Source organism: Cohaesibacter sp. ES.047 (genome assembly GCF_900215505.1).
Taxonomy (GTDB): Bacteria; Pseudomonadota; Alphaproteobacteria; order Rhizobiales; family Cohaesibacteraceae; genus Cohaesibacter.
In genome coordinates this window covers 2,150,507-2,175,465 of sequence record NZ_LT907844.1, presented here as the reverse complement: position 1 = coordinate 2,175,465, position 24,959 = coordinate 2,150,507, and the positions used below count along the sequence as shown (strand labels likewise).

General features: G+C 54.3%; 21 protein-coding genes and 3 pseudogenes. 18 read left to right on the top strand and 6 right to left on the bottom strand.

The window, feature by feature from the left end:
- Nucleotides 1-91 precede the first annotated feature (91 nt).
- From CPH65_RS25025 to CPH65_RS09905, 10 genes are all read left to right on the top strand, one after another.
- Entirely contained in the window at nucleotides 92-724 is a 633-nt protein-coding gene (locus tag CPH65_RS25025) for a flagellin (protein ID WP_371359456.1), read from the top strand.
- A gap of 98 nt (nucleotides 725-822) precedes the next feature.
- A complete protein-coding gene (gene fliD / locus CPH65_RS09945) occupies nucleotides 823-2,532 on the top strand; it encodes a flagellar filament capping protein FliD (RefSeq protein ID WP_096173331.1) in 1,710 nt (569 codons plus the stop codon).
- A 3-nt stretch (nucleotides 2,533-2,535) separates the two neighbouring features.
- On the top strand, nucleotides 2,536-3,000 hold the full coding sequence (gene fliS / locus CPH65_RS09940) for a flagellar export chaperone FliS (RefSeq protein ID WP_096173330.1): 465 nt from the start codon (nucleotides 2,536-2,538) through the stop codon (nucleotides 2,998-3,000).
- Nucleotides 3,001-3,066: 66 nt separating this feature from the next.
- On the top strand, nucleotides 3,067-3,291 hold the full coding sequence (locus CPH65_RS09935) for a hypothetical protein (protein WP_157747603.1): 225 nt from the start codon (nucleotides 3,067-3,069) through the stop codon (nucleotides 3,289-3,291).
- A gap of 317 nt (nucleotides 3,292-3,608) precedes the next feature.
- Nucleotides 3,609-4,274 carry a flagellar hook assembly protein FlgD gene (locus tag CPH65_RS09930; RefSeq protein ID WP_096173328.1) on the top strand — a complete coding sequence of 222 codons (666 nt, stop codon included), beginning with the start codon at nucleotides 3,609-3,611 and terminating at the stop codon, nucleotides 4,272-4,274.
- A gap of 12 nt (nucleotides 4,275-4,286) precedes the next feature.
- A complete protein-coding gene (flgE, locus tag CPH65_RS09925; protein WP_096173327.1) occupies nucleotides 4,287-5,549 on the top strand; it encodes a flagellar hook protein FlgE in 1,263 nt (420 codons plus the stop codon).
- Nucleotides 5,549-5,815 carry a hypothetical protein gene (locus tag CPH65_RS09920; protein ID WP_096173326.1) on the top strand — a complete coding sequence of 89 codons (267 nt, stop codon included), beginning with the start codon at nucleotides 5,549-5,551 and terminating at the stop codon, nucleotides 5,813-5,815. Before flgE ends, CPH65_RS09920 begins: the two co-directional genes overlap by 1 nt.
- 12 nt (nucleotides 5,816-5,827) lie before the next feature.
- Nucleotides 5,828-6,316: a flagellar export chaperone FlgN gene (flgN, locus tag CPH65_RS09915; protein WP_096173325.1), complete on the top strand. Its 489-nt coding sequence runs from the start codon at nucleotides 5,828-5,830 to the stop codon at nucleotides 6,314-6,316.
- A 27-nt stretch (nucleotides 6,317-6,343) separates the two neighbouring features.
- On the top strand, nucleotides 6,344-7,687 hold the full coding sequence (flgK, locus tag CPH65_RS09910) for a flagellar hook-associated protein FlgK (protein WP_096173324.1): 1,344 nt from the start codon (nucleotides 6,344-6,346) through the stop codon (nucleotides 7,685-7,687).
- Between the two features lie 38 nt (nucleotides 7,688-7,725).
- Nucleotides 7,726-8,595, top strand: coding sequence for a hypothetical protein (locus CPH65_RS09905; protein ID WP_157747602.1), 870 nt, complete (start codon nucleotides 7,726-7,728; stop codon nucleotides 8,593-8,595).
- Between the two features lie 25 nt (nucleotides 8,596-8,620).
- On the opposite strand, the gene amt is transcribed toward CPH65_RS09905, so the two are convergent.
- Entirely contained in the window at nucleotides 8,621-11,905 is a 3,285-nt protein-coding gene (gene amt, locus CPH65_RS09900) for an ammonium transporter (RefSeq protein ID WP_096173322.1), read from the bottom strand.
- Nucleotides 11,906-12,244: 339 nt separating this feature from the next.
- Here amt and CPH65_RS24535 point away from each other — a divergent pair.
- From CPH65_RS24535 to CPH65_RS09860, 7 genes and pseudogenes are all read left to right on the top strand, one after another.
- Nucleotides 12,245-12,737: pseudogene (locus CPH65_RS24535) on the top strand (IS5 family transposase); the annotation flags it as partial.
- Nucleotides 12,738-12,933: 196 nt separating this feature from the next.
- A pseudogene (locus tag CPH65_RS09890) lies at nucleotides 12,934-13,143 on the top strand (IS481 family transposase); the annotation flags it as partial.
- A 1,277-nt stretch (nucleotides 13,144-14,420) separates the two neighbouring features.
- Entirely contained in the window at nucleotides 14,421-15,188 is a 768-nt protein-coding gene (locus CPH65_RS09880) for an AraC family transcriptional regulator (protein WP_096173319.1), read from the top strand.
- Nucleotides 15,189-15,370: 182 nt separating this feature from the next.
- On the top strand, nucleotides 15,371-16,153 hold the full coding sequence (locus CPH65_RS09875) for a hypothetical protein (RefSeq protein WP_096173318.1): 783 nt from the start codon (nucleotides 15,371-15,373) through the stop codon (nucleotides 16,151-16,153).
- Between the two features lie 145 nt (nucleotides 16,154-16,298).
- A complete protein-coding gene (locus CPH65_RS09870) occupies nucleotides 16,299-16,934 on the top strand; it encodes a LysE family translocator (RefSeq protein WP_096173317.1) in 636 nt (211 codons plus the stop codon).
- Between the two features lie 246 nt (nucleotides 16,935-17,180).
- On the top strand, nucleotides 17,181-17,384 hold the full coding sequence (locus tag CPH65_RS09865; RefSeq protein ID WP_157747601.1) for a hypothetical protein: 204 nt from the start codon (nucleotides 17,181-17,183) through the stop codon (nucleotides 17,382-17,384).
- A 244-nt stretch (nucleotides 17,385-17,628) separates the two neighbouring features.
- Nucleotides 17,629-18,339 carry a glutathione S-transferase family protein gene (locus CPH65_RS09860; protein ID WP_096176337.1) on the top strand — a complete coding sequence of 237 codons (711 nt, stop codon included), beginning with the start codon at nucleotides 17,629-17,631 and terminating at the stop codon, nucleotides 18,337-18,339.
- Between the two features lie 306 nt (nucleotides 18,340-18,645).
- On the opposite strand, the pseudogene CPH65_RS25020 reads toward CPH65_RS09860, so the two are convergent.
- Nucleotides 18,646-19,597 (bottom strand): annotated as a pseudogene (locus CPH65_RS25020) (IS630 family transposase).
- A gap of 221 nt (nucleotides 19,598-19,818) precedes the next feature.
- On the opposite strand from CPH65_RS25020, the gene CPH65_RS09845 reads away from it, so the two are divergent.
- Entirely contained in the window at nucleotides 19,819-20,328 is a 510-nt protein-coding gene (locus tag CPH65_RS09845; protein ID WP_244574585.1) for an IS630 family transposase, read from the top strand.
- Between the two features lie 191 nt (nucleotides 20,329-20,519).
- On the opposite strand, the gene CPH65_RS09840 is transcribed toward CPH65_RS09845, so the two are convergent.
- The 4 genes from CPH65_RS09840 to trpA form a co-directional block, all read right to left on the bottom strand.
- On the bottom strand, nucleotides 20,520-20,672 hold the full coding sequence (locus CPH65_RS09840) for a DUF1127 domain-containing protein (RefSeq protein WP_096173315.1): 153 nt from the start codon (nucleotides 20,670-20,672) through the stop codon (nucleotides 20,520-20,522).
- A gap of 551 nt (nucleotides 20,673-21,223) precedes the next feature.
- Entirely contained in the window at nucleotides 21,224-22,531 is a 1,308-nt protein-coding gene (locus tag CPH65_RS09835) for a folylpolyglutamate synthase/dihydrofolate synthase family protein (RefSeq protein ID WP_096173314.1), read from the bottom strand.
- A gap of 209 nt (nucleotides 22,532-22,740) precedes the next feature.
- Nucleotides 22,741-23,754 carry an acetyl-CoA carboxylase, carboxyltransferase subunit beta gene (gene accD / locus CPH65_RS09830; protein WP_096173313.1) on the bottom strand — a complete coding sequence of 338 codons (1,014 nt, stop codon included), beginning with the start codon at nucleotides 23,752-23,754 and terminating at the stop codon, nucleotides 22,741-22,743.
- Between the two features lie 374 nt (nucleotides 23,755-24,128).
- Nucleotides 24,129-24,959: a tryptophan synthase subunit alpha gene (gene trpA / locus CPH65_RS09825; protein ID WP_096173312.1), complete on the bottom strand. Its 831-nt coding sequence runs from the start codon at nucleotides 24,957-24,959 to the stop codon at nucleotides 24,129-24,131.

The following is a 24,959-nucleotide window of genomic DNA, read 5'->3' as shown; positions in this document are numbered from 1 at the left end:
ACCTGGTGCGACCGGCACGATCAAGATCAACGGCATCGAAATTGAGCTGTCTCTGGCAACCGATGTAGCCAACACATACGATGTTTCTGAAATGGTCAAACAGATCAATGACGCGCTCCACGACCATGGGGAATACACGATTGAAGCGAAAGACGAGAGCGGCACACTCACGATCAATACACTCCGTAAGGGTGCGGACATAGAGCTGAAGTTCGAAGACGTTGGCACCCCGGCAGGATCCGCTCTGCAGCTATCGACGCTCGGCCTTGATGCCGCCTCCCTCGCCACTGGAACCAACACCACCAAGGGTACGACAGTGCCCTCAGCAGATACCGGTGCGGAGATCATTGTCGGCTCGACGTCCGCCGACACCATCAACCTGTCTATCGAGTCGCTCACCACGTCAAAGCTTGGCATTGCGGATCTTAATGTCTCCTCAGAAGAGGGTGCCGCCAAAGCCCTGTCGGTTCTCGATCTGGCGATCGACAGGATTTCCAACGCCCGTGCCGAGCTGGGTGCGACCATGTCACGGTTCGAATTCCGGTCCGCGCAGATCGACACCAGCGTCGAAAACCTCAAGGCCGCTGAATCCGCTATTCGCGACGTGGACATCGCCAAGGAACAGGCACAGCTGTCCGCTTCCACGGTCAAGGTTCAGGCCGCTGTGGCAGCCGCTTCGCAGGCAAACGAAATGCCGCAGAACCTGCTCAGCCTGATCCGGTAACACCCTGACCCGGACCCACTTTGAATAAATCAAGCCGGAGGCCCTGTCTCCGGCTTTTCGAGCGATCAATCCTTGGTTTCCTTTAATGGAGTGCGTTGATGACGGATACGACAACAAACACATCAAGTGCGTCGACACCCCGTGCATCTTCCGGCTCGACATATTCTCCCACCAAGAGGATCAACAACCCCACGTCGGACATTGACTGGAATGGCCTTGTTGAGGCGGCCGTGCTGTCCAAGAAGCTTACGGCGGACCGGATCGACTCGAGAATTACCGAAACCGAAACAAAGATCGAAGCCTACTCCAAAATGCAGGATCTCCTGCAGGCCATGCAGGGTAGCCTCAAGACGCTTTGCGGTTCGGCAGAATCGTTGACGAAGAAGGACGATGTCTTTTCAAGACGCGAGGCCTATCTGACGGGAAGTGGCGGCGTGAATGCTGCCAATGCTGTGGTCGTCACAGCCGATGCCGGGGTTGATATTCAGACCTACGACCTCAATATCCTGCAGCTCGCCAAAGCACAGAAAATTGCCGGCGCCCCCCAAGGCAGCAACACCGAAAAACTTGACCTTTCGGGCACCTTCTCTCTCAAACTGGCCGATAGGGAGAAAGCCGTCGAAATCGCAATCGACGAAACCATGTCGCTTAACGACATAGCCCGCGCCATCAACAACGAGAATAGCAAAACCGGTATCAATGCGACCGTCGTTCAGGTGAATGATGACGAGTTTACACTTGTCATGACGGCTGAAGACACCGGACAGGATATTATCTACGAGAGCGTCTCAGGCGATGATATTGGCCACTCATTGGGGCTGACAGCTGGGGACGGCAGTTTTGCCAGGGAACTGCAAGCCGCGCAGTCTGCCATCATCAAGATCGACGGGATCGAAATCACCCGCAGCACCAACTCCATTGATGATGTCATCAAGGGGGTGAACTTCTCGATTTATCAGAAGACCGGAGAAGATGAATCCGTTTCGGTGGAGATCTCCCAGTCACTCAACAATATCAAGACAGCCATTTCAGGGTTGGTCGAGTCCTACAACGCCTATCGCGAATGGGCGATGACCCAGCAGGCGGTTGCGTCCGGTGGCGGGGCTTCCAGTGATGCAACGCTGTTTGGTGACAGCATTCTGAGGAGTGTCAACGCGTCCGTTGCCGAGTCGCTCTCTACGATGGTCGGCAATGAGAACATGGCATTTCTCGGCCTGGAGTATGACGAGAACAACTTTCTTGTACTGGACAACGATAAACTCAATGAAGCGCTCCTGAACGATCTGGATCAGATTGAGGACCTGTTGAACTTTCAATATTCGGTCAGCAACAACGATCTTGGCCTGCTGTATCGCAACGACAACATGCCAGCGAAAATGACCATCGACATCGAAGTCGATGAGGAAGGCAACGTCGCGAAGGTCTTGGCGGATGGCCAAGAGGGCCGGTTCGAGGTCAATGGCACCCGTATCGTCGGCGTCAAGGGCACCCAATACGAAGGCGTAACATTCGTCTACACAGGCGATGAAGACGCCACGATCGACTTCACCAGCACAGCCGGCATGGCCGAGTCCCTCTTTCATACCATCAACGAATATGCCGATGAGGACCAAAGCGTCCTGACAGACCTTGCGGTCAAACTGCAGGAAAACGTCAAGTCCTTCAAGAAGGACTACAAGGACGAAATGTCGACGGTCGAGAACTATCGCCTGCGCCTGATCAATCTTTACTCAAAATACCAAGAGCAGATCTCAGGAGCCGAGAGCACCCTGAGCTATCTCAAAGTCATTCTAGATCCCGGAGACTAAACAATGAATCCTGTGCTCAATCAGGCTATTGGCGCTTATCGCACGGCCACAAAAACGGTTGCACCAACCAAAGCCGTGGCTTTGTTGCTTGATGAGGTTCTCAACTCGCTTATTCTGACCTCCTACTATCTCAGAGGCAAAGAATTCGAGAAGGCCTTTAATCGCGTGGTCCATGCCTCCAAGATCCTCTCCGGTCTACGCCAGAATGTGAACCTCGATGTCGATCAGGAAATGGGTCAACAGTTCATCGACATGTATTCGCAGAATATCTTTGCGTTGCACAACGCTTACGGAAGACCGGATTCGCTGGAACGTTTCTCGGAAATTGCCAAAGGCCTGGTTGATTTCCGCAACTCCTGGGCAGAAATTGCGGGGTTGCCGCTCCGTAATATTGACATGGTGCTAGAAGAAATACTATCCCAGAAAGACGTAGAAACATCGCCTGCCGCAGACCGTATGGTGGGCTAGCCTGACCGGCATCACCGGCAGGGCGCATACTCTGTTGGATCGACTATGGCCAAGTCTGAAGACGCAATGACAATTGAACGTTTCAAAGAGATGCTCGATTGTCATGGCACGAAGTTGGACACTTGGCCAAAATCAGAGCAGTTGCCAGCACGGCAGCTGCTTTTGCATTCTGAGGAAGCTCGAACCCTTTTGAAGTTCGATGAGGGCATAGAGGCTCTCTTGAAAGCCAGTCCTGCCAAAAAAGCGCCCGCTTTTCTTGTTGGCAACATCATGGACAGGATCAAGAAGTAAAGCTTATTTCCTGATCTCCCATCTTCTTTTCTCTCCTTTCAGTCGCTCCCTTACGTTTAATTTGTGCGCGTTTGGCATGAAGCAGAGATTTATTATTCTGCAATACAGAAATTCCTAATTTATATACTTAGTAATATTAAACTAGGCAATTATTGCCTTGCTGCAATAAGTATTCGGCAAATTATTCCTAACAAAAACTTAAAATTTATTCGCCTGATTTCTTATCTCCGCCCGTTTCAGAAATAGAGGAGCGAAATATCGGACGACCGGTCCGTGCCTCGTTCTACCTATTCGAGACATGCGAGATCGGAAGCAAAATGTCCATTTCAGCGCTAACAAACCCCGCGTCTGCTGAAGCCGCCAAAGGTGCCGCGCCAAATTCCAAATTGGGACTCGATACCACCGATTTTTTGACGCTGATGATTAAGCAGCTTCAGCATCAGAACCCGACAGATCCGAGCGACATCAGTTCCTACATGGGACAGCTGATTGATATGTCCAACTATGAGTCGCAGATCGCGACCGCGAAAAAAATGGACACAATCGTCAACTCGATGGCCTCTGTGGTCGCAGCAACCGGGATCGGCTACATCGGCCAGACAGTCACCGCAAATGGCGACACCACCACCTTGCAAGAAGGTCAGGCTCAGTGGAGCTACGCAGTCGATGGCAATGCCAAGAGCGTGGAGCTGACTGTCACCGATGCGAATGGCGACGTCGTTTATAGCCAAGAAGGTGACCCTTCGAAAGGCATTCACGACTTCTCATGGGACGGCGTCGACAAAGAAGGCGAACAGCACGAAGACGGCGATTACTACACCCTCAAGGTCACTGCGCTCGATGCGGACGGGGCCACGGTTGGCACCAGCACGGCCATCAAGGGCACGATTACGGGGGTCGATTCCTCCAAAGGCACAACCTACCTGCTGATCGGTGATGTTGGCGTCACCCTGGACAGCATCTCTTCCATCGTTTCGAACTAGGAGTAATGAGTTATGAGTTTGATGGGTGCAATGAACTCGGCCATTTCCGGTCTGTCCGCGCAGTCTTCTGCCCTTGCGACAGTTTCCAACAACCTGGCCAACTCTTCGACGACCGCCTACAAAACCAGCGCGACCAGCTTTGCCAGTCTCGTTGCAGGCAGTGGCGCGACAAAGAGCGGCGGTGTATCTGCAACTCGCGTGGCAAACGTCAATTCGCAAGGGTTGCTTATTGACTCTGCCATTTCCACGAACCTCGCGATCGAAGGACAAGGCTTCTTTGTCGTATCGTCCGAGGGCGACGAAACATCTCGCTCCTACACCCGCAATGGTGAATTCAGCGTCAACGAAGACGGCTATCTGACCAACGGCAACACCTACCTTTTGGGATGGGCAACCGGTCCAAACGGCAACATTGCTCGCGGCGCCAGCAACGTAAACCTTGACAGAATTGATATCAGCTCGGTGCAGAGTTCCGCACAAGCGACATCGTCCGTCGGCACACAAGCCATCCTGCCAGCTGATGCCGCTAACGGTGCGACATTTGAATCAAGCTTCGAGGTTTACGATTCGCTTGGCACGGCCTGCACGGTCACGGCAACGTACGAGAAGAAATCCGACAAAACTTGGGAAGTCACCTACTCGGATCCGATCTCAGCCGATACAGGCCAGGTTGTAGGGACCATCCCCGCCGGGTACGCCGTGGGGGTTGTCTTTAACGAAAATGGCACGCTTGCCAGCACCACGCCTGCAGATCCCAAGATGGTCATTGAAAACTGGACGACGGGCGCTGCTGACAGCTCAATTGCTCTCAATCTTGGTTCGCCGGGCGGCAGTGACGGTCTGACGCAGTTTTCCGCCAACGATTCCGAATCTGCCGAAATCGACGTGCAAAAGCTCACCGTCGACGGGCGCGCTTACGGCACGCTGAGCGATATCGAGATCGACACCAACGGCGCAGTTGTCGCTTCCTTCAGCAACGGTGAGACCCGGACGATCTACAAGATCCCGATTGCAGGCTTCACCAACCCCAGCGGGCTCATAGAAGGCAATAACGGGCTTTACGAGCTCTCCACCCATTCCGGCAATGCGACATTGCATACAGCCGGACAGGGCGGATCAGGCTTTATCAAGAGCAGTCAGCTGGAGGCCAGTAACGTGGACACGAGCACCGAGTTCTCCAGCATGCTTGCTGCCCAGCAGGCCTATTCCTCGGCATCACAGATCATCTCGACCAGTAACACAATGTTCGACAGCCTGATCGGTGCTGTCAGGTAATGGTCGATGAAGCGCCCGACGATCTCAAGCAATGCGCAGAAAAGCTCCGTCGCCTGAAGATCGATATCGCTGAGGTGGATGTTGAAACGCTCAGCCTGAATGACAAGCTGCTACTGCTCGACGCACAGCAGTCCCTTCGGGCTCTCGTCCGCCATATGCGCAGACAGCAGGGCGCGCTCAAACAGAAACAGTCGCAGGCTACCGCCGCAACCCAAGTCGCTCAGGCCTATGTCCATGCGGCGGGTGCCAGACAAAAAGAAAGTTAGCAGGATCTCGCAATGTCAGACGTCATTCCCGCCACACCGCCCCTGACTGCCAAAGAAGTGGCTGAAATCGAGACCGCAATGGATGAGGCCATCAAGGTGGCGGACGAAATCATCGAGCTTGCGGCCGAAGAAAACAGACGGCTGGAAAGCGGCCGTCCGGTGTCACTGGAAGGCTTGCTTGTCAGAAAGCAAAAGCTGGTGAGTGAATTCAGCGCGTTCTTCAAAACCTACAAGAGCGAACGTGCCGCGATGATGCTGACCTCTGACAGCAAGTTCAGCCTGCTTCAGGAACGTGTCCAGACGCTGGCAACCTCAATGATGGAAAATGCCGAAAACCTGAACCGTGCGGTCAACGCCAACGAACGGCGGACCAGTGCGATCATGCGGGCCATCCGCGATAGCCAGAAAGAAGTCGCTGGAGCGACAAATTATGGTGCCGACGGCTATCAGACCGGCATCACCGCGCAGACCAGTTCCCTCAAACAAAGCCGTGAGATCTAAGCCGCTTTCACGGATCGGGATTTTGCCATGAGCACATTGAGCTCGTCACTGCACATCGCGAGAAGTTCACTCGGCGCCACACAGGCCCAGCTTTCTGTAACCGCAAACAACATTGCCAATGCGGATACAGACGGCTACACGGCCAAGTCGGCGCGCCAAACGGCCAATGTGACGAATGGCACGAGTTCTGGCGTCAATGTCGATCGGGTCATTTCCAAGGTTAGTCAATACATCTTGTCAGATCTGCTTGGCTCGACATCCGATACGGCTGGCGCGCTCAAGACTTTCGACATGCTGAAACAAACGCAAAGTGCGCTTGGGGCCCTGACCGACAAGACTGGCGATGGAACCAGCATCGCCAATGCTGTGCTGGATTTTGAAAATGCCATGACAACATTGGCAGCGACGCCGGAAAGCACCAGCCTTGCCAATGCCGCCATCGGAGCACTTGAGGATCTGGTGAACCAGATCAACGGGCTGTCGGAAGGCCTGCAGGACCAGATTAATCTGGCCAACGACGAAGTCGTGACCGGCGTTGATACCGCCAACGCAATCATCTCGAAAATTGACAGCCTCAACCACCGCATCAGCACGTTGCACAATGCGGGCCAAAGCACTGCCGATCTTGAAGACCAGCTCAACAACGCTCTTGTAGAGCTGTCGGAATATATGGAAATCAAGACCTTCAAGAATGAGGATGGCGGCACCAAGGTTTATAGCGCATCCGGGCAGGTAATGGTCGACAGCACAGCCCATCTCTTGTCCACCGAGGAAGCCCCAGATGGCACCATGACCATCTCCCTCAATGGGGCCGATGTCACCGACAGGCTTCACAACGGCACCCTTGGGGCGCTTGTTACGATGCGCGACGAGACATTGCCGGCCTACATGACCTCGCTCGACGAACTCGCTACGACCATGAAGGAAGCCCTCAATCTTGTCGTTCCCGGTTTGGTGACGGGGTCTTCGGCTGCAGATATGTCTGTCGGCAGCAGCTTTTTGTCCGATCCCGCCTCTCTTCTGGGCACGAGCGATCAGGAAACAACCGCCTATGCGTTGCTGGACGCGCTGCAAGGCGACCTCAGCTTTGACGCAGCGGGCAAACTGGGCGCAGGCGATCGAACCTTGTCGGAATATGCCAGCGAGTTGCTCTCCTTCGTCGTGAATGATCACACATCGGCCGGAAATGAGATGAAGCTTGCGCAAACGGAATTACAATCCATCACCGACACGATGAACTCCTTTTATGGTGTCAATGTCGACGAAGAGACCGAACGGCTTTCCGAATTGAAACAGCTTTATTCATTGGCCTCTACCCTGATGAGTGTCATTCAGGAAATGTTCGATCAATTGCTGTCATCGGTCAGATAGGTGAAACCATGACGATGCGTGTTGCCACATTTAGCCAAATGTCTTCGATTCTCTCGCTTGCGATGGATACGCAAGGCCGCCTTGCCAAAGTGCAACAGCAAGAGGCAAGCGGGTTGGAGACGACCAGTTACGGCGGGCTTGAATTTAAGGCCGGCACGGTCGTGGACCTTGGCAACACGATCGCCCGCTCCAATACCCAAATCGAGACAGCCTCAAAGATCGCAAGCCGCACGGAAATGGTCTCCGCCTCTCTTGTGGAGGTCAGTGACTTGCTCACCAAGATGCGTGTGGCCGTCACCTCGGTCTCCTCCGAGGAGTATCTGTCCGAGCTTAAGTCTCAGGCGTCCTCGTACCTTGAAGAGCTGTCGAGCATTATGAACACACAATATGCCGGGCGCTATCTGTTTGGCGGAGGCGAGACGCAATCGGAGCCTGTCGACTTGTCAGGCTACACAGCTGTCGACCTCACCACCCCGAACACAGACTATTACCTTGGTGATAGTTACGTCCAAAAGTGCCGGCTAACCGCTGACCAGAGCGTCAGTTACGGCGTGACCGCAGACAACAGCGGCATCGAGAAATCCATGCGCGCCCTGTCCTTCATCGCCGGGTCAAGCTCCCTGTCTGCAGCGGATATGACAGATCTGTCTGACCTTTTCATCGAGGCACAAGACGAGGTTCTTGCCCTAGTCACGACAACCGGTAACGCGACGGTTCGGATCGAGAATTTCATCAAAAGCGAAAGCGCCTATGTTGCCGAGCTGGAAACGGTAGTTGCGGACATGACCTCCGTTGATATCGCCGCAGTCGCTGTCGAGGCAAAAGCCCTTGAGGTGCAATTGGAGGCGAGTTTCTCAGCAATCAGTGTCCTCACCAATCTCAGTCTTGCCGACTATCTCAAACTCTAGCCGAGCCCGTCTTGACGAGCTTGCCCTAAGAGGCTTTCTGGTCGGCATCCAGATCATGCTGCGAATAGCTGGCGTCCGGCTCTGCGAAAGTGTCGCCATGCCCGCCGCTGTCTTCTTCTTCTTCTGAGCAAGCCAGGATCGATCGCAAGCCCGCAACCTGCCCTTCGGTGTCCATCAAGATGTCAATGGCGCGGATGGCCTCGGCTTCTTCATCGGCAACCTGGTGAATGATCTCGCTGACAGGCTTGGGACGACCGATCAGATAGCCCTGTAATTGATCACAGCCGTTGCGTCTGAGGAAGACAGCTTCTTCGGCGGTCTCCACCCCTTCCGCAACGATCTTCATGCCAAGGCTCGTGCCAAGGCCGATGATCGCATTCATGATGGCAACAGCATTGGTTTCATGTCCAAGATTGGCGACAAAACCGCGATCAATCTTGATGGTATCGAAGGGATATTTCGACAGATAGGACAAGGATGAATAGCCTGTACCAAAATCATCAAGGGCGAGGGCCAGACCAAGCTTCTTGAGCATCTTCATGACCGACAGGCCCCGCGCGTCATCCTCGATAAGCATGCCTTCGGTCAGTTCCAGCTCCAGACAGGCAGGATCGGCACCGGTCTCGCAGAGAATGGTATCGAACTTGTTGACCAGATCCTTCTGCTGAAACTGCAGGGGGCTGATGTTGACGCTGATATCGGCACCCTTGAGAATTGATGTCGAAGCGATGCAGGCCTGCCGAAAAACCCACTCATCGATATCGATGATCATGCCACTGGCCTCTGCCACCGGGATGAATTCGGCAGGGCTGACAAGGCCGCGTTCGGGATGTTTCCAGCGTAACAAAGCCTCGTAGGCGTTGATTTCCAGATTCCCGGCGCAGGCACGAGGCTGATAGTAAAGCTCAAACTCGCCACGCTCGAGCGCGTTTTCCAAGTCCGCCTGAAGAGCCCGGCGCTTCTCCATCAGCGCATTGAGGCCGTTTCGGAACATGTTGGACATGTTGCGGCCCGTATTCTTGGAGTGATAAAGCGCGATATCGGCACGAGAGAAAAGCATTTCTGCAGTCGTGCCGTGTTCCGGGCACAGGGCAATCCCGACACTTGCACCGATCAGGGCCGAGGCATTGTCATCGATCGGTATCGGAATGGACATCTCTGCAACAATCCGGTGGCCGGTATCCGCTGCCTGATTGGCAAAATGCAGACCGTTCTGGATGATGGCAAATTCGTCCCCCCCGAGGCGCGCCACCGTGCCGTTTTCTCCAGCAATCGCCTTCAGTCGCTTCGCAGTCTCCTTGATGACAATATCCCCGGCCTGATGGCCATGCACATCGTTGACATTCTTGAAGCGGTCCAGATCGATCAGGATCAGCGCAGTACGGTTGTTGTCCTTTGCCTTGTTGACGGCCGTTTCGAGCTGTTCATTGAACAGGGACCGGTTGGCCAGCCCGGTCAAGGGATCATGCTGCGCCATCAGACGGATGTTCTGCTCTGCCTGCTTGCGCTCGCGCAGATCGACAAAGCAGGCAATCCTGACGGGCTCGCCCTTGAAGTCGATACTGCGGCCACGAACAGCCACAGGGATCGCTTCGCCGCTCTTGGCCTTGAGTTTGGCCTCATAGGTGTGGCTCCAGTTCTCGGCAATCGCCTGCTGAATGATCGGTTCGGTTTCATCGACCATCACCTTGTCAATGGACGCACCAATCACCTCATCAAGCGTGTAGCCGAGCAAGTCGGCCAGTTGCTGATTGCAATCGACGACGTGATCGTCACGATGCATGGCGATGCCTTCAAACGTGGCGTTGGACAGGGCTGCAATGCGCTCGGCTTCTTCGGATTTTGCCTGAAGCAGTTCCAGTTCGCTGAGCTGCTTGTGCTCTTTTTCCAGATTGACCATCAGATCATTGAAAAGCTTTGTCAGGTTTTCCGCCTCGTCACCGGGCACCGTCGGCAAGCGCTGCACAAAATTGCGTTTCCCCGACAGGAGCTTCTCGAGCGCGCTCTCCACGTGGCCTACACCGATGCGGGTGGCGTGTTCGGAAATGTTGAGACCGAGTTTCTCCTCGTCCAGCGTTGCACGAAATCGCGAGACGCGGCGAAGAATGGAGAAGAAGAGAAAGCCAAGCCCAAATGACAGACAGAAGTTCAGCCCCGAGCCGATGCCCTGCACATAAAGCTGATGAAGGCGGCCAAATTCGAATTGGTCAGCCGGTGCAAGCAGTGCCAGACCGATGGTTCCGGCGACACCGGCAAAGGCGTGTGCGCCAATCGCGCCCACCGCGTCATCAATCTTGAATTTGGTCTCAAGGATATGATTGGCGATGATCGAGATGCAGCCACCCAGAATACCGATCATGATGGCCCCGCCGGGCGAGAGCACCGCGCAGCCTGCGGTGACGGCAACAAGACCGCCGAGCATACCGGCCATTGCCTTTTCGGGTAGATAGTATCCATCATGGTAATAGCCGATGATATGTCCGGCCACGGTTCCGAAGCCACCGGCAAGAATCGTATTGAGAATGATGAAAGCGACATCCTCGCCCGCCTTCAGGGTCGATCCGCCGTTGAACCCGAGCCAACCGATAAACAGCAGTAGAACGCCAGTGGTGGCCAGAACCGGACTGTGACCCGCCATGCGCACCGGATTGCCAGCCTCATCGAAGCGCCCCATACGCGGCCCCAGCGCAATACAGGCGGCAAGCGCGACCCAACCGCCGGTCGCGTGCACCACCGTTGATCCGGCAAAATCGATGAAGCCCATGTTGGCGAGGAAAGCCCCCTCGTTTGGGCGCAGCGCGTCTCCCCACGCCCAGTGGGCGAACACGGGATAAATGAGTGAGGACAGAAAAATAGAACCGATGATATAGGCAGAGAGGCGCATCCGTTCGGCAACGGCACCGGAGACGATTGTCGCAGCCGTACCGCAGAACATAACCTGAAAAACGAAGAACCCAGCCTCGTAGGACGTGATATTGCTCAGGCCGAAGTAGTCCCAATCAAACCCCACCATCAAAGACCCGGTCGGTCCGAAGGCTATCATGAAACCGGCAATTGCGAACGCTGCAATCGAAAAAACAAAATCAAGCAGGTTCTTCTGCGCCACGTTGATCGAGTTCTTGGAGCGGACCATGCCCGCTTCGAGCAGCAGGAATCCTGCCTGCATGAACATCACCAATGCAGAGGCGGCCATGATCCACGTCAGGTCAAGATTTGCAGACAATCCCCTCAGATCGCTCGCAGCCCACACCGAAGAAGGGAAAAGGGCGGCAGCACCCGCCACTGTGATAAATATCGATGATTTTTTCATGTTTGCCGGAATGCTAAAAATTAAAGACGCCAATATCCAATTCTTAGCGTGTTCAAGTTAAATTTGAATTATTGCATTCCAATCCGGATAAAATTGTCGAGAGGTATCATATGCCTCTGCATGCGGCAGGTATGGGGAGAGTGTTTCCTGCGTCCTTGTCGAGCAGGCAGGCACATGGAGCGACAGGCCCCATCAGGGCTGGCCTGAGATGGTTTTGTGGAACCGTTCGCGGATGCCGTTGGTCTGAAGGTGGTTGAACTTAGAGCCGGATTTAAAAGTAGTTGTGGGATATCAATAGGTTCTGATGCAACCGTTTTAGATGAGAAGATGGAGGATCATATGCCTTGGGACAATACCGCTCGGGTTCACCATAACCGGGATAAACTGCGCTATCCAACAGGTTTAACCGATAGAGAGTGGGAAGTGATCGCACTGTTCTTGCCGCCGCCCGGTCAGGCGGGCGACCACGCACCACAAATATGGCGATGTGATAGATGCGATCCTTTATGTTGGTTGCAGCGGTTGCCAATGGCGGATTTTGCCCAAGGACTTTCCTCTGGTCTCGACGGTTCGCGGATATTTTTATGCTTGGCGCAATGCTGGCTTGTGGACCCGGATCAATCATCTCCTGGCCATGGGGTGCCTTGAACTGGAAGGGCGAGGAGCCAGTCCGACGGCTGATGTCATTGATAGCCAAAGCGTCAAAACCACGGAAAGCGGCGGGCTTTCCGGATATGACGTGGGGGAAAAGATCAAGGGCCGCAAGCGCGATGGAATCCACCTATGCCCGAATTCCGTTGGCCTGATGCTACATATTATCGTCCATGCCGCAGCCAGATGGAACAGACGCCAGAGAGTGAGACAAGCACAACCTGTTTGTGCAACTCGTTGGACATGCGGGACGGACCAAAGTTCGGAGAGCTATGATCGGTTCGTAACGGCGGCGTGTCATTCAAGGCTCCATTTTCTAGGTGTTTGATCCCATGCTTTGATGGTGCACCTTTCTCATTTGAATGGAGGGAAGCACTATGGGCCAAGTTCTACACGGCAGCGCCACGACGACAGAGGCAGTCCGTCGAGCAATACAAAATAGTCAAGAGAGCCTGAGAGTGCTTTCCAAGCGATACGGCATCAATCAGAAAACGGTCGTCAAGTGGAAGACGCGCACTTCACAAGCGGACTCAAGAACCGGACCGAAGGAGCCACGTTCGACGGTGCTTTCGCGGCAAGAAGAAGCGACAGGTCCCACCTTGATGCAGGCGGTGTCTTTGCGCTGAAGATACCGTGAGTGCAGAGCTTGCCCAGCCATCGCATGATTTTGGAATAGCAGCTTCCATCTTGCGCGCACAGGGCGGCACTCGCCGGACTGCCGGGGGCCGCGCTAATGCATGGCCTGAATCGTGCCGAGCGCTCGGATTCTTCTGCCTTCACCCGCCTCAATACCATTACGGATAAATTTTGCGTATTTTTACACAGGCTATGATCATCTATTTAGTGAGGATCAAGAGCATCAATCTGGCGCGCATGCCCTGAAGACCGAAGTCGTCATATATCTGTCATAAAAGGATAATTTCGGTTCTGGCCAAAAATAGGAAAAGTCAATCCTTCGAGATACATAAATATCCAAAAATAAACTTTTAAGTAATTTTGAATCGAACGCAAATCACTGATTGCAACGACCGCCAAATCCGACGAATATCTCAGCATAGGCTGACAGTTTAGCTTACGGGAATGACAGCCCCTGTAAGAAGACTGAATTGGGGCGGGGAAAACCCCATCAGCGGCGCGACAGTCTGTACGGGAACAGACTGATCGGGCCACACTGCAAGAAAAACGAGCGAATAGGGAAGTCCGGGGACTTGGACCCGAAGCCAACGGGATCAGGAAAAGGACGGGAACTTCTCTAAAAAAAAGGTGTTGCGGCATTGAGCAAACCAGCTAACTCAATGCCGCAACACCAATTCCAAGGGAGCCCAGAGCCTCTGGATATGGTGTACGGAACCAGAAGATAGTCCCTTGGTTCGCGATGTCACGTCACAATCGTGACTTCGCGCTCCCTTGGATTACAGTTTCTTTCGTTCTTGACGGGTTAACGCCGACAAACAATCCACTTGCCTCGCGCCCTTCCCCAAATTCTCATCCAATTCTGACTTTGCCAGATACACGAGCTTTCGCACGGCATGTGTGTCTGAACTATCGGCCTCCTGCAACGCTCTCAACAGATAATCAGCCGCTTTTCTGTGAGAGGTCAAAGTCTCTGAATCGGCTTTTTCCCTGACCATTCATCCGCCTCTTGATGCGTATTGTGTCTCCATCGGGCCAACCCGGGACGCTAAACAGAGCGACCATTCCAGTCGGCTAGCCAGGCCAAAACACAAAAAGAGAGCCAGAAGCGCTAGAGAAAACATCTGCGGCGTAACACTAGCGAGATAGAACCAATTCATATTGTAAAATATTGCGCACCTGTGTTAATAAAGGCAACAATATATAATGCGCTGATGTTGCAGGTATTTTAATGATTACTAAACAGATCAAGACATACCGCTATGAAGCGGCTGCCATATGGTCCGAAAGTGTAAGCTTTCCAGCACATGCCCATGACGAATTCGTTTTGAGTTGCAATATAAAAGGTCATGAGCGTCTAAAACTCGATGGCCGACAACTGGAAGCGCCTGAATTTTCTACAACCCTATACAATCCAGGACAGATTCAGTCGGGAATTGGCACCGAATTGATCAGTAGTGTCTATCTTGATCAAAGCTATGTGCAGGAAGCGTTGCACGAGGACAGGGAGATTGTCTTTGACCGCTATATTGTCGAGGACATGGATCTGTTCAAACTCTTTGCCAAAACAATGGGAAGCGTCCTGACGCACGATGAGGACGGCGATCTTGAAGACTATATCAATGCCATTCTCTTGTTGGCAGCGGAACGCTATTCCAACCGGGTCATCACGCACGCTCCCAAGCTGGATGACTGGCGTGTGCAGTATGTGCTCAACTGGCTGAAATCAGACCTCAGCGGCACACCGAGCCTTGAAACCATGGCTGCAGAAGTGGGACTGAGCAAAACCGCATTTCTTCGCATGTTCAAGAAAGCCGTCGGCACGACCCCATCCCAATGGCATAGAACCCAGAGGGTGGCTGAAGCGAAAAACCGCCTGAGATCAGGGGATGATGCAACCAAAGTTGCCGTCGAGCTGGGCTTTTACGATCAGGCTCACCTGATCAAGCATTTCCGACAAGCCTATGGTGTGACACCGGGTCATTACACACATAAGTGAGTTTTCCTACAATCCTGACAAACCGGAATGGGGACCCTTGGGGCTGCTGCAACGAAAACGCAGTTCCCGATACCGGTCTTTGCCTGCCATGAGCACGGCTGGGCCGGCCTCAAAACTGGTTGTCGCACGTCGAGCCGAATGCCTATGGGCTGGCGAAGCGTGCATCAGGAAGGAAGCCCCACATGCAGTCCCTTATTCATGCCTCGATTGCCGAGCATCTGGGCAAACAGCCCGAACAGTTTCTCAGCCTGCTGGCCGATGAATTCGCCACACATCACGTGGTCGCGATGAACGACCTGTTGCCTGCCCATCTCAAAACCGCATTTCACGACGAAGCTGCCACACTGCTTGCTGGCGATGCCAAGCGCCGCGATCTCAACATCGATTCCACGGGTGGCACACCGCGCCACTATCAGTCCGTTGGCCGCGACACCATCAAAGAGCATGGCGTCGTCATTCCGTCCGTTTTTTCATCGCCGGACATTCTGGCCTTTCTCTCTCGCGTTGCGGGCGACAGCCTTCATCCGGTTCCTTATGAACCGGAGGAATATATCCTCAACTCGCAATGCCAGACTGGCGACACCCATGGCTGGCACTGGGATGACTATACCTATGCCCTGATCTGGATCGTCGATGCCCCTGATCCCCTCTCGGGTGGCCGCATCGAGTTTGTGCCCAACACCCGGTGGGACAAGGATGCGCCCCGCGAAGCCCTCACGGACATCCTAACCCAGCGCGAAGTCCGCAGCCGCTATGTGCAGGCAGGCAGTTGCTACCTGATGAAAGCCAATACAACGCTGCACCGGATCACGCCACTAACTTCCAATACGCGACGTACAGTTGTGGTCTACACCTTTGCATCAGAAGCGGATTTAAGCGACGAGACCATCTCTCATGAGACCATGGAAGCGATCTACAGCACGGAGATCTCGAACGAGGAAGCCGCAAACGTGGCTGCGGAATAGCCGGCGTGCCTGCCCGCCACCGTTCCTGCATTCCGCTTGTGAATGACACAAACCCTACTCCCGGCGCATGCGCCGGGCCCGCCCGCAACCATCGCACTTCCCCGGCATCCCTCTGGGGCCGATCGTCTGAAGAGATGAGACCGACATGACCGATGCGCTCATAATGTTTGCCATTACGGAGTTTTTCCTCTCCCTTTCTCCCGGCCCTGCGGTGCTATTGGTGGTCTCCACGTCGCTCAATAGAGGCTTTCGGGCCTCCATTGGCACGGTTTTTGGCATTTTGTCGGTCAATATTCTCTATTTCAGCCTGTCAGCCATCGGCGTCGGCGCGCTGATCGCCTCTTCACCGTCCATCGCGCTGGCGCTGAAGCTCACCGGTTGCCTCTACCTTGCCTGGACGGCCCTTCAGATCATCCTTGATGTCCGCGCTCAGAATGGTGGCGCAACACCCCTCATGGCCCAAGCAGCCACACGCAGACAGGGACCAGCTCAAATGTCACGCGGATTTATCCGCGGCTTTGTCATTCAGTCCTCTTCGATCAAGAATATCATGATCTTTATTGCGATCATCCCGCAGTTCGTGGACGCCCACGCACCGGTTCTGACACAGATGGTCGCGCTGGGGACGGTGTCCGTTTTGGTGGAAGCGCCGGTGCTCTTCATCTATGGCTATGCAGCCTTCCGTCTGGCCAGACTTGTCGACCAGCGCGCCGCCAACATTCTCGATCTGGTCTCAGCCGTCCTGCTGATCGTCGTTGCCGGCAGTGTTGCCATGATCTGAGGCTTCAAGCCCCTACTCACCTCACTTGGCAAGGCCTCTACCCGCTCAAAAAGCCAGCCTTGGGCACTGATGCATCCATGCAACATAGCGGTTCTTTCCGCAATTCTTCCCTTTTTGATGGCAAACCTGCCACATTTTAACCTCGGTTTACCTTTTGTTAACCACGTTCGTTAACGATGGATATGAACGCACCTCTTGCTTGTCCTTGTCGGCATTCAAGAGAGAGAGAAACAGGAAGGGACGATCATGGTGCATCGCTATTCAGTGCGTCCGCATTTGCTGGACGAAACCGCAATCCGAGAAGCCATTCGGCGCACCGGACTTCAGATGCATGAACGCGGAATGATCACCGATGAACTGATCGAGAACTACACCGTCGACCTTGATTTGCTCGCCTCGACCATGCGGGCGATGGACTCGGTTCCGCTTGAGCACGCTCGCGCAGCCTGAGGGTCGCCCTCATTCTTAGGGACAACGCGTGTGGTTTGGCCCGTTGGCGCTGAAAACCTTGTTCTCTGAACTCTGTGAACAAAGAAAAATTAGTTCTGCAAGGCCCCTCCCGAGGGGCCTTTTTCGTTCATATGTGTGAGTGATAAGGCGCGGCAACCGCAGCTCCTGATCGAGTTGAGTGTCAAACCCGCGGCATTTGTTCCATGTTCACACCTTTTGCCATTCCCATATGCCGGAGTTTTCCATGAACGATACCAATCTCTTGTCCGCCTTCCCGATCACCAATCGTTGGCCCGCTTCAAATCCGGACGTCATTCAGCTCTATTCCTTTCCCACGCCCAACGGTGTGAAGATTTCCGCAGCTCTCGAAGAGCTGGGGCTTGATTATGAGCCGCACCTTGTCACGCTGTCGGATGAGGATGTGAAGAGCCCCGAATTTCTATCGCTCAGCCCGAACAACAAGATCCCTGCGCTGATCGATCCGAATGGCCCGGATGGTAACCCTATCGGCCTGTTCGAAAGCGGCGCCATTCTCATCTATCTGGGCGAGAAAACCGGCAAGCTCTATGGCTCAAACGAGCGTGAGCGACTTCAGATCCTGCAATGGCTGATGTTCCAGATGGGAGGCGTCGGTCCGATGCTGGGGCAGCTCGGTTTCTTCTACAAATTTGGCGGCAAGGACATTGAAGACCCGCGTCCGCGCGAACGCTATGTCAATGAAACGAAGCGCCTGCTCAACGTCGTCAACACCCAGCTTGAGGGCAAGGACTGGCTGGTTGGCGACTTCTCGATCGCCGATCTGGCTGTCGCGCCGTGGCTTGCGACTATCGAGAAATTCTACGAGGCAACCGAGGTGACAGAATTCAAGAGCTTTGAAAATGTGGTTGCCTATGTCGAGCGCTTCAACGCGCGTCCAGCGGCTCAGAAAGCCTGGAATATTCCATCCCGCAGTTGATCGGCTCGCAGCTATTGCATTGCGCGAACGTGTTGCTTCATTTGTTGAGGCCGGTCACTCTCATCGGGCGGCCGCCACCCATTTCCACGTGTCACCACGGTTTGTCAATAACCTGATGCTTCTCAAGAAATAGACGGGTTCTGTGCAGCCTCGCAAGCAAGGCCGACCAGACAAAGGCAAGTTGGGTGGGCATCATGAATGGATCACAAGGCGCATGTCTGAGAATGGCGATCTGAAGCTTGATGAGCTTTGTCTGGAATTGGCTGAACGCGGGGTCCATGTGCATCGCTCTAAAGCATATCGCAATTAATTAACCTCATACCCGGCAGCTTTGAAGTAGTTCAGACACTCCTTGGCAGAATAGAGGTCACAAATGTCACCGATCGCGTCTGAGATTGTATCGAAGCTTCTGGCTGCTCGCTTGCGCAGCAGTGTCTTGAGTTTGGAATATGCCATTTCGATGGGATTGAGGTCCGGTGAATATGGCGGAAGAAACAGCAGCCATGCTCCCTTTGATCTGACGAGCTTTTGAGCTTTCTCACTTTTGTGGAAGGCGACATTATCGAGGATGACGATGTCGCCAGCTGACAGGGTCGGCAGTAGTTGAGTTTCAATCCAAGTTTCAAAGATACGTCGGTTCATCGGAGCATTGACGATCCAGGGCGCAACCATCCCACGGGATCTCAAACCAGCGATGAAGGTCTGGGATTTCCAATGACCAAAAGAAGCGTGAGCGCGATAGCGCTGTCCTTTTGGTGACCATCCAGACCGTTTGGTCAGCTTCGTGTTGGTTGATGTCTCATCGATAAAGATCAATCGGGACAATGCTTTGTTGAAGAAAGGCCGGCGCTGATTGATCCATACATACCGATCATGAGCAATCGCGGCCCGTAGCTGTTCAGTGGCTACCAGACTTTTTTTTATGGCTCAGGCCGAGCCTGTGAAGCACGCGCCCAACGCTAGAGCGATGCACATGGACCCCGCGTTCAGCCAATTCCAGACAAAGCTCATCAAGCGTCAGATCGCCATTCTCAGACATGCGCCTTGTGATCCATTCATGATGCACACCCAACTTGCCTTTGTCTGGTCGGCCTTGCTTGCGAGGCTGCACAGAACCCGTCTCTTTCTTGAGAAGCATCAGGTTATTGACAAACCGTGGTGACACGCGGAAATGGCTGGCGGCCGCCCGATGCGAATGACCGGCATCAACAAATGAAGCAACACGTTCGCGCAATGCAATAGGAAGTGATTTGCCCATGATGATCCCCTTTTCTCAAAGGGAATCACAATTGGCAAAAAATGGGAATCCTGAATCTCATTAACTGCGACACGCTTTAGCGTTGGGCGCGTGCTTCACAGGCTCGGCCTGAGCCATAAAAAAGTCTGGTAGCCACTAAACAGCTACGGGCCGCCATTGCTCATGATCGGTATGTATGGATCAATCAGCGCCAGTCTTTCTTCAACAAGGCACTGTCCCGATTGCTCTTTATCGATGTGACATCAACCAACACGAAGCTGACCAAACGGTCTGGATGGTCACCAAAAGGACAGCGCTATCGCGCCCACGCTTCTTTTGGTCATTGGAAATCCCAGACCTTCATCGCTAGTTTGAGATCCCGTGGAATGGTTGCGCCCTGGATCGTCAATGCTCCGATGAACCGACGCATCTTTGAAACTTGGATTGAAACTCAACTACTGCCGACCCTGTCAGCTGGCGACGTCGTCATCCTCGATAATGTCACCTTCCACAAAAGTGAGAAAGCTGACAATCTCGTCAGATCAAAGGCGGCATGGCTGCTGTTTCTTCCGCCATATTCTCCGGACCTCAATCCCATAAAAATGGCATATTCCAAACTCAAGACACTGCTGCGCAAGCGAGCAGCCAGAAGCTTCGATACAATCTCAGACGCGATCGGTGACATTTGTGACCTCTATTCTGCCAAGGAGTGTCTGAACGACTTCAAAGCTGCCAGGTCTGAGGTCAATTAATCGCATCACGCTTTAGTCCGTCGAAAGGGCGCTCCAGAACGACGAAAGCCCACCGGGGGAGGAGGTCCGGTGGGCTTCGTTGCAGGATCCAAAACCGGGAGGAGGTAGTTTTGGATCAATCAGGCTTCTGGGAGGAGGAGTCAGCCTGAATTGCGGAAACTGGGGGCTTTCGCTTGTTAGCGAAAGACTTTTTATTTGACTGATGCGTCGCGAGCGATGGTGGTGATGTCGGCGCGGGAGATACCCAGGTCGTTCAGATCACGGTTGCTCAGGCGGTTCAGTTCTTCAACAGTGTCACGGTAATTGCGCCACTGACGATAGTTTTTAACAACATTATCAAGCATGTTAGTCGTCCTTTTTTACCTAACGTGGCTTTATCGAGTTCTTGGTTTTTCTTACGAAGCGCTCCGTAACTCGATTTAAAGTCTCGCTTCGTTGTGTTGACCTGTATATAGCTCATAGCTTCATATTTTACACCACACAATTTTGCATGACTGGCTTGCAAGAGATGCAAAATATTTACCTCTCGAAATTGAGATAATCTATTTTTGCATAGCTAATTGTGCCAAACTTATTTTACTTTTTATTTCAATATCTTACACGCTCTTAAAAAATCGATTATTTTTAGACGAAAGGCGTAGGCGATGGACCAACCTATAATTTCCCACCGCTCGGCTCTGGCGGTTTTTCTTGAGAAAAGGCAATTTTGCTCTTGCGCCCATCCCTGATCGTTTGAAAACAACGGGTCTGGGCGTTGGTTTATCAATTGTATCGTTACAACTTTTTAAGCATACGCGGCGGAGGACAAGCCTTTTATGAGTGCCCAGACCTGTTACAAACAGTCCGGACTCTGTGAGGAGAACAAAACCCAGCGTCGGATCTGCCGTCCATAATCTTATTTGGGAGGGGTGCCATTGGCGGCAAGCGCCGCTCCAGCGACATAGAGCGATCCACCGATCAGGATGCGGGGTGCCGTTTTATGCTGTTGCAGAGAGAAACGCTTGAGCGCTTCTTCAAGGGAGGCTGCGGCGGACGCCGGAATTCCCTTCTCCTGGGCAATGCTGGCAAGGCTCACAGGATCGACCCCGGCATCAGAATTGGGCACAGGGACTGTGATGATTTCGCGTGCGAGGCCCTTGAACGGGGCGAAGTAGCCCTGCGGTTTCTTGGTCGAGAGCATTCCGATGATCATCAGCAGCGGCTTGGGAGCCTTTTCTTCAAGATCCGCCAGCGCCGACGACAGGGCATGGCCTGCCTGCGGATTGTGTCCACCATCGAGCCAGAGTTCGGCGTCAGGTGGTAATTGGCTCAGCAGACGCCCCTCGGTGAGACGCTGTAGGCGGGCGGGCCAGTCTACCTTGACAAGGCCTTTCGCGATGCTGTCGTCGGACATCTCCGGGAAAACAGTCCGGATCGCGGCGATGGCGGTGCCGGCATTGTCCAGCTGGTGTCGTCCACCAAGGCGCGGCATGGGAAGATCCAGAAAGCGGCTCTCTGCCTGAAAAATGAAACGCCCATGTTCTTCGTAGGCCATCCAGTCCTGTCCGGCGATAGCCACCAGCCCCGTTCGGGCTCGTGTCGCCTCCCCTTCCAAGACTTCGCGCACATCATCGGACTGTGGGGCGATGATCGCCGGCACACCGGGCTTGAAAATGCCGGCCTTCTCGCGCGCGATGCCATCAAGCTCACTGCCCAGATATCCCTCGTGATCGTGGGCAATCGCCGTGATGACGCTTACTGCGGGAAAATCAATGACATTGGTGGCGTCAAGACGTCCACCAAGGCCGACCTCCAGAATGAGCAGATCCGCCGGGTTCTGGGCAAACAGCAAGAAGGCCGCCACCGTGGTGATTTCGAAAAAGGTGATGGGCGCGCCGCCATTGGCCCGCTCGCAAGTCAGGAGCGCCTCGACCAGACACGCATCCGAGACACATGTGCCACCAAGCCGGATGCGTTCACGGAAGTGGACAAGATGCGGTGAGGTGTAGACATGCACGCGCTTGCCATCGGCTTCGGCCATCGCCCTCAGGAACGCTGACGTCGAGCCCTTGCCGTTGGTGCCGGCGATATGAATGGTCGGCGGCAGATGGTGGTGTGGATTGCCAAGTTTTGCCAGCAATGCGGATACCCTGCCCAGACCAAGATCTATGCTCTTGGGGTGCAGGGCGATCATGCGATTGAGAATGGCCTCGGGCTGTTCCATGGCAGGTCTTCTTGTACTGGCGTCGGGGGATCACACGTGGGTCGCGCAGATGCCGGTTTGACGGTGGCCGGACGGACCCGGATTCAGTGGTTTTATTCGGCCCTCAATAGAGAACATCCCACGCTTGATCAAGCGCAGGATGCAGGTATTTCGGCTCTCATTGAGGCCGTGCAACGGGAGCGGTTTTGTTCGGCCCACTCCCGAGACAATCAATCGGCTTTCTTGTCTTCGTCCGGGGCCGGGGTTTCTTTCTTCTCATCAGCTTCTTTGGCGGTGTCCACAGCTTCGGCTGCCGTAGCTTCAGGCGCCTCTGCCTCGGGCAGGGTTTCGTCTGTTAGCAGCAGCACCTCGTCCTCATCCACAGGATCAGGTGTCGGCGTGTTGGTGAAGAAGCGGCACAAGCGCGCAATGACGGATTTGAGCTCATGGCGATGGACGACCATGTCCACCATGCCGTGTTCCTTGAGATATTCGGCGCGCTGGAAGCCTTCTGGCAGTTTTTCGCGGATGGTCTGTTCGATCACACGCTGTCCGGCAAAGCCAATGAGGGCGCCGGGCTCTGCCAGCTGAATGTCGCCAAGCATGGCATAAGAGGCTGTCACGCCGCCCGTGGTCGGATCGGTGAGAACCACGATATAGGGCAATCCGGCCTCGCGCAGGGACTGCACAGCCACAGTGACACGCGGCATCTGCATCAGGGAAAGAATGCCCTCCTGCATGCGCGCGCCACCTGACGCGGTGAACAGCACAAACGGCGTCTTGTCCGCGACCGCTTTCATCATGCCGGTAATCAGCGCTTCGCCTGCGGCCATGCCGAGCGATCCGGCCAGGAAGGTGAAGTCCTGAACCGCTGCCGTCATGTAAAGGCCTTCGACCTCGCCTTGCGCGACGACCACCGAATCCCGGCGTCCGGATTTGGCGCGCGCATCTTTCATGCGGTCGGAGTAGCGCTTTACGTCTCGGAACTTGAGCGGATCAACCGCCACTTCCGGCAGGTCCACAAGGGTGTAATCGTTCTTGTCGAAGAAATAGCTGAAGCGCTGGGTGGCATTGATGCGCATATGGAAGTCGGAATTGGGCACCACATACTGGTTATGCTCCAAATCCCTGTGGAACACCATTTCACCGGTAACCGGACATTTGATCCAGAGATTTTCCGGGGTATCTCGACGGTTCAGGATAGAGCGAATTTTCGGGCGAACGACAGTGTTAATCCAGTTCACGAACCAATTCCTTTTGTCCCAATGGCGGGATAGCGCCCTCGCTCTTTGCACAGGCCGATCGCTTTGCGATCAAGGCTGGCTCTTGGCGTGGACTGTGCCAACCCGCTCCATTGCGGGGCTCGGCACCACAAATTTCAAATCGACGTCATAGCAAGGGGCGGCCCTACAGGGGATATAATCTGCGGACGCCACTCTATGACGTTGCCAATCTTTATCATTCAAATATGTCTATGGCACGGGTAAATTTCAACGGAAGGCCGCTTTTTCCCAATGCACCTTTAATAAACTTAACCGGAGGCTGTCTCAACCTCCGGTCTATTTTTATGATCACGCCGGTTGAGCCCAGCCGGTCTTCGGCCCAATGAGCCATCCCATCAGGCGCGCGCCTTGCGGCATCCTTCGGCCAAACCGGACGTGATGTCCGTTACGGCGGAGACGGTGGTTGCCGTCGCCTTGCCATTGGCATCAAGGCTGTCCTTGATGGCATTGACCAACACGGAGCCAACCACGACCCCATCCGCGTTGCGGCCAACGGCCTCAGCCTGATCCGGTGACTTGACGCCAAAGCCCACAGCCACGGGCAGATCGGTGTGTCCTTTGATGCGGTCCACCGCGAGGGCGACCTTTTCAGAATCGAGTGCGCCCGAGCCGGTGATGCCGGTGACCGAGACATAATAGACAAAGCCGGACGTATTCTGGAGAACCTTCGGCAGTCGCTTGTCATCGGTGGTCGGGGTGGCAAGACGAATGAAGTTGAGCCCGCCTTTTCTGGCAGGCAGGCAGAGTTCGTCATCATGCTCAGGTGGCAGATCGACAACGATCAGGCCATCAGCACCGGCCGCCTTGGCATCGGCTACAAATTTTTCCGAGCCCCAGATATAGATGGGATTGTAATAGCCCATCAGGATGATCGGGGTGTCGTTGTCCCCTTGGCGGAAATCGCGCACCATCTGGAGCGTCTTTTCCATCGTCTGACCGCCGGCCATGGCGCGCTGGGTGGCGAGCTGGATGGGGACGCCCTCGGCCATGGGATCGGAGAAGGGCATTCCCAGTTCGATGACATCAACACCGGATTTGGGCATCGCCTTGAGGATCTCGAGCGAGGTGCCCAGATCCGGGTCGCCTGCGGTGATAAAGCCAACGAGCGCGGGACGGTTTTCAGCCTTGCAGGCAGCAAAGCGGGTATCGATACGTGTCTGTTCCAT